A 4,495-nucleotide genomic window follows, 5' to 3' on the forward strand; every position below is an offset into this window, starting at 1 on the left:
GCCCGCTCCAGCTTCCGCATGTCGTATGCTGTCAGCCCCAGCTCGGCAGGGCTCCTTGCCGGTCGCATGCTCCAGAAACTGCGCATGCGACCCGGATTTGTCTCGGAACTTCTGGCGACCTACTTAGAGGGGGCGCAATTCCTTCAGCCCGCCCATGTACGGCACCAACGCCTCCGGGATGGCGACGCTTCCGTCCTCCCGCTGGAAGTTCTCCAGGATGGCGATGCTCGTGCGCCCCACGGCCAGCCCGCTGCCGTTGAGGGTGTGCAGCATCTGGGGCTTGTCCCCCTTCTGGGGGCGGAAGCGGATCTTCGCGCGGCGGGCCTGGAAGTCGCCGCAGTCCGAGCAGGACGAAATCTCCCGGTACGCGCCCTGGCCGGGCAGCCAGACCTCGATGTCGTACGTCTTGCGCGCGCCGAAGCCCATGTCCCCGGTGCACAGCAGCATCACGCGGTGGTGCAGCCCCAGCCGGCGGAGGATGTCGCACGCGTCATCCGTCATGGCCTCCAGCTCTTCCAGGCTCTTGTCCGGCTGGGAGAACTTCACCAGCTCCACCTTGTGGAACTGGTGCTGGCGGATGAGGCCGCGCGTGTCGCGTCCGGCGGCGCCGGCCTCCGCGCGGAAGCACGGGCTGAAGGCGCAGTAGCGGATGGGGAGCTGGTCGCCCTCCAGGATTTCGTCCGCGTGGTAGTTCGTCACGGGGACTTCCGCGGTGGGGATGAGGAAGCGCTCGGGGTCGCCGGACGTCTTGAAGGCGTCGTCCTCGAACTTGGGCAGCTGGCCCGTGCCCATCATCGTCTCGCGCAGCACGAGGTAGGGCGGGAGCAGCTCCGTGTAGCCCTTGGACGTGTGCACGTCGATCATGAACGTGACGAGCGCGCGCTCCAGCCGCGCCAGGGCGCCCTTGTAGAAGGTGAAGCGGCTGCCGGACACCTTCGCGGCGCGCTCGAAGTCGAGCATGCCCAGCGACTCGCCCAGCTCGAAGTGCTGCTTCGGCGTGAAGAGCAGGTTCGGCTTCTCACCCCAGGTCTTCACCTGGACGTTCTCGTCCGCGCTCGCGCCCACCGGGACGGAGTCGTGGGGCACGTTGGGGATGACCAGCAGGATGCGGTTGAGCTCGTCCTCGACTTCCTTGAGGCGGGACTCCTTCTCCTTGATCTCCTGGGAGACGCCGCGCAGGTCGCCGCGGAGCTTCTCCATGGCGGACGGGTCCTCCTTGGCCTTGCGCTTCATCTCCTCGTTGGCGGCGTTGCGGCGCGCGGCCAGCGCCTCCATGGAGACATAGAGGTCGCGGCGCTCCAGGAAGAGCGACTGGAAGGGGCTGAGGTCCAGGCTGCCGCCCCGAGTCTTCAGTCGGGCGACGACCGCATCGAAGTTCTGCGCAACGTTCCGGAGGTCCAGCATAGGGGCTCGCCTTGTAGTCATCCCGGGCGTGGGCCGGCAAGGCTCACCACGCACCGGGTGCTCAAGGCCGGACGCCCCCAGGCCCCGGGGGCTGACCGGAAGGGCCCCGCCGCTGGTCTACCGGAGGGGTGGGCGGGCCTGGAACGAGAGGCCCGCCCGCCAGTCCCGGTCAGTGTTCGAGGTCGTAGATTTCGTCCTCGATGTCCTTCTTGTCCGCCGCGTCCGGCTTCTTCACCAGGTACTCCTTGAAGGCCGTGATGGCGTCCTTGCGCTTGTTGCGCTCCTTGTAGGCGAAGCCCAGGTAGTAGAAGGACTGCGCGTTGTCCGGCTCGACGCTGGTGGCCTTCTTGTACCAGTCGATGGCCTTGGCGTACTGGGCCTGCTCCGTGAAGGCGCGGGCGACCTTGTAGTAGACGTACGTGAGCTTCGGATCCGCCTTGAGCGCCGCCTGGTAGCGGCGAACGGCGTCGTCCCAGCGGGCGGCGTTGAAGAGCACGTCGCCGATGGCGCCCATCACCCGTGTGCGCTGCGGATCCGCCTTGAGCGCCGCCTCGAAGGAGGCGATGGCGTCGTCGAACTGGGCGCGCTCCAGGTGGGCGTGGCCCAGGGCCTCGTGCGCGTCCGCGTAGTTGGGCTCCAGCTCCACGGCGGCCTTCCACTGCTCGACGGCGTCCGGCAGCCGCTTCGCGTCGCGCAGGATGACGCCGTACGCGTAGTGGTAGTCCGGGCGCTTGGGCGCGCGGTCCACGGCGGTCTTCATGCTGTCGAGCGCCTGGGTGTACTCGGCGCGCTTCGCGCGCACGAGGCCCAGGTAGTAGAGCGCCTCGTGATTGGACGGCTCGTTGCGCAGCGCGAGGCCCAGGTTGCTCTCCGCTCCGGCCAGGTCGCCCTTCTCCAGGAGCACCGCGCCCAGGGTGATGGGCGTGGTGATGGAGCGGGGGTCCTCCGCCTTGGCCTTCTCCAGCTCCGCGGCGGCCTCGTCCAGCCGGTGCAGCCGCCAGAGGACCAGGCCGCGCTGCAGCCGGCCGTCCTTCAACAGGTGCGGATCCAGCTCCAGGGCGCGGTTGGCCTCCGTCTCCGCGCGGGTGGCGTCGCCATTGAGCAGGGCCACGCGTGACAGGCCCAGGTGGGCGTCCGCCAGGTTGGGGTCCAGCTGTACGGCGCGGTCGAACTCCTGCTGCGCGAGCAGGCTGTTGTTCTCCGCGAGCGCCAGCTCTCCCAGGCCCGCGTGCACGCCCGCGTGCTCCGGCGCCTGCTGCGCGGCGGCCTCCAGCAGGCCGCGCGCGTCCGCGTTGCGGTGCTGCCGGAGATACAGGCGGCCCAGGTACAGGCCCGCGTCCACCAGCTTCGCGTCGGCGGCGTTGGCGCGCTTGAAGTGGCCTTCCGCCTCCGTGGGCTTGTCGAGCGCGTCCTCGATGCGGCCGTAGAGGTACGCGATGCGCGCCTCGTTGGGGAAGCTCTTGCTGGCGGCCTCCACGGCGGTGAGCGCGTCCTGCATCTTGCCCGTCATCACCAGCGCGGTGATGTGGCCGTCCACGAACTCCAGGTTGTCCTTGTCCTCCTTCGCGAGCGAGGCGTAGAGCGGCAGCGCGCCGTCGTAGTCACGCTGCGAGCGCAGCACCTGGGCGAGCTGGGCCTTGATGAACTCGGAGTCCGGGTTGGCCTTGAGGGCCTCCTTCAGCTCCGTTTCCGCTTCCTTGGGCTTGAACTGCTGGAAGAGGGCCATGCCCTTGAGGCCGAGGGCGCGGGCGCGCTCGGCGGGCCCCAGCGCGTCCTGGAGCTTCAGGGCGCTCTCCACGGCCTGGGCGCCCTGCTCGATGTTCGACTTGCGCACCAGCAGCTCCACCGCGGCCAGCTCCACCGCGGAGGCGGCGTGCTGCGGATCCGCGGCGAGCGCCTCCGCGTAGGCCTTGGCGGCCTCGTCGGCCTTGCCCTGCGCCTGGTACAGGTTGCCCAGCGCGTGGTGGGCCTTGGCGGACTTCGCGTCCTTCTCCAGCAGCTTGGTCAGCGTGGCGACGGCGTTGGGGATGTCCTTCTGCTGCGCGTAGGACTCCGCCAGGAGGAAGGAGAGCTCCAGGTCGCCCTGGTTGTCCTCGCGGCTGGCGGCGTCCTGCAGGCGGGCCTGTACCTCCGCGGCCCTTCGCTGGGTGAGCGCGATGCCGGCGGTGGTCTTGATGACCTCCACGTTCTTCTCACCCAGCAGCTCGATGGACTCCATGTGCTTGCCGCACGCGGTGAGGTCGGAGCGCTCTCCGTCCGCGTAGCGGCGCTGCAGGTAGGCGACGGACTGGCACCAGAGGGCGCGGACCTCCGGGTACTCGTTCTTCGCCAGCACCTGGGCGCTCTTCTTTCGCGCATCCTTGTAGCTGGCGTACGTGTCCGCCAGCAGCCCCTTGCGCGCCTCCTCGACGAGCTTCGCCTCGGCGGAGCCGGCGGACACGCGGGCCGGGAAGAACTTGTTACGGCCGAAGGCGCCGTAGCGGCTGGCCTCGAAGCTGGCGCCGGTGCCCAGCACGACCACCGCCACGCCCGCGGCGATGATGGCGGGCAGGCGCTTCTTCCACTTCGCGTCGGAGGCGCTGCGGTCCACGACGGACACCGCGGCCATGCGGCCTTCGTAGAGCTGGCGCAGCCGCTCCATGCTGGCCTGGGGGTTGGCGGGATCCGCGGCGCCCGTCGTCTCCGGAGCCGGCGCGCCCGGGGTGGCCGCGAGCGGCACGGCCTTGGCCGGGCCCTCCATCAGCCGCTGGATGGCGGCGGCGAACACGGGCACGGTGCCGATGGCGGACCACGCCTCCGAGTCCGGCGACACGTCCTCGTTGCCGAGGAGCTGGCCGTCCTCGAGCATCTTGACGATGACGCCCTCCTCGAACGGGCCGAACATCTTCCCGGAGCGGCGGCGCACGTGGAAGCGCTTCACCTGCACGCGGCCACCGGCGTCCTTGCCGGCGCTGTCGTCGATGAAGCTGAGCATCTCCAGGCCGTCCGCGGGGCCCGCGGCGGGCGGGGGCGGCAGCGGCGCGGAGAGGTCCGCTTCCAGGTCATCCACGGGCGCGGCGGTGGGGTCGAACTCCAGCGCGTCCGGAAGGCC

At 69.9% G+C, this 4,495-nt stretch carries 2 protein-coding genes; both read right to left on the reverse strand.

Going from position 1 to position 4,495, the window contains the following annotated elements; all coding sequences use genetic code 11:
• Positions 1–123: 123 nt before the first annotated feature.
• The gene (gene serS, locus D7V77_RS40460; protein ID WP_120581513.1) at positions 124–1,404 is read right to left on the reverse strand and encodes a serine--tRNA ligase; all 1,281 of its coding nucleotides are present in this window, start codon (positions 1,402–1,404) and stop codon (positions 124–126) included.
• 169 nt (positions 1,405–1,573) lie between these two features.
• Positions 1,574–4,495 (reverse strand): tetratricopeptide repeat protein (locus D7V77_RS40465; protein ID WP_120581514.1); only part of this gene is annotated, 2,922 nt, incomplete at its 5' end.

The sequence above is a fragment of the Corallococcus sp. CA041A genome (genome assembly GCF_003612075.1).
Classification (GTDB): domain Bacteria; phylum Myxococcota; class Myxococcia; order Myxococcales; family Myxococcaceae; genus Corallococcus; species Corallococcus exiguus.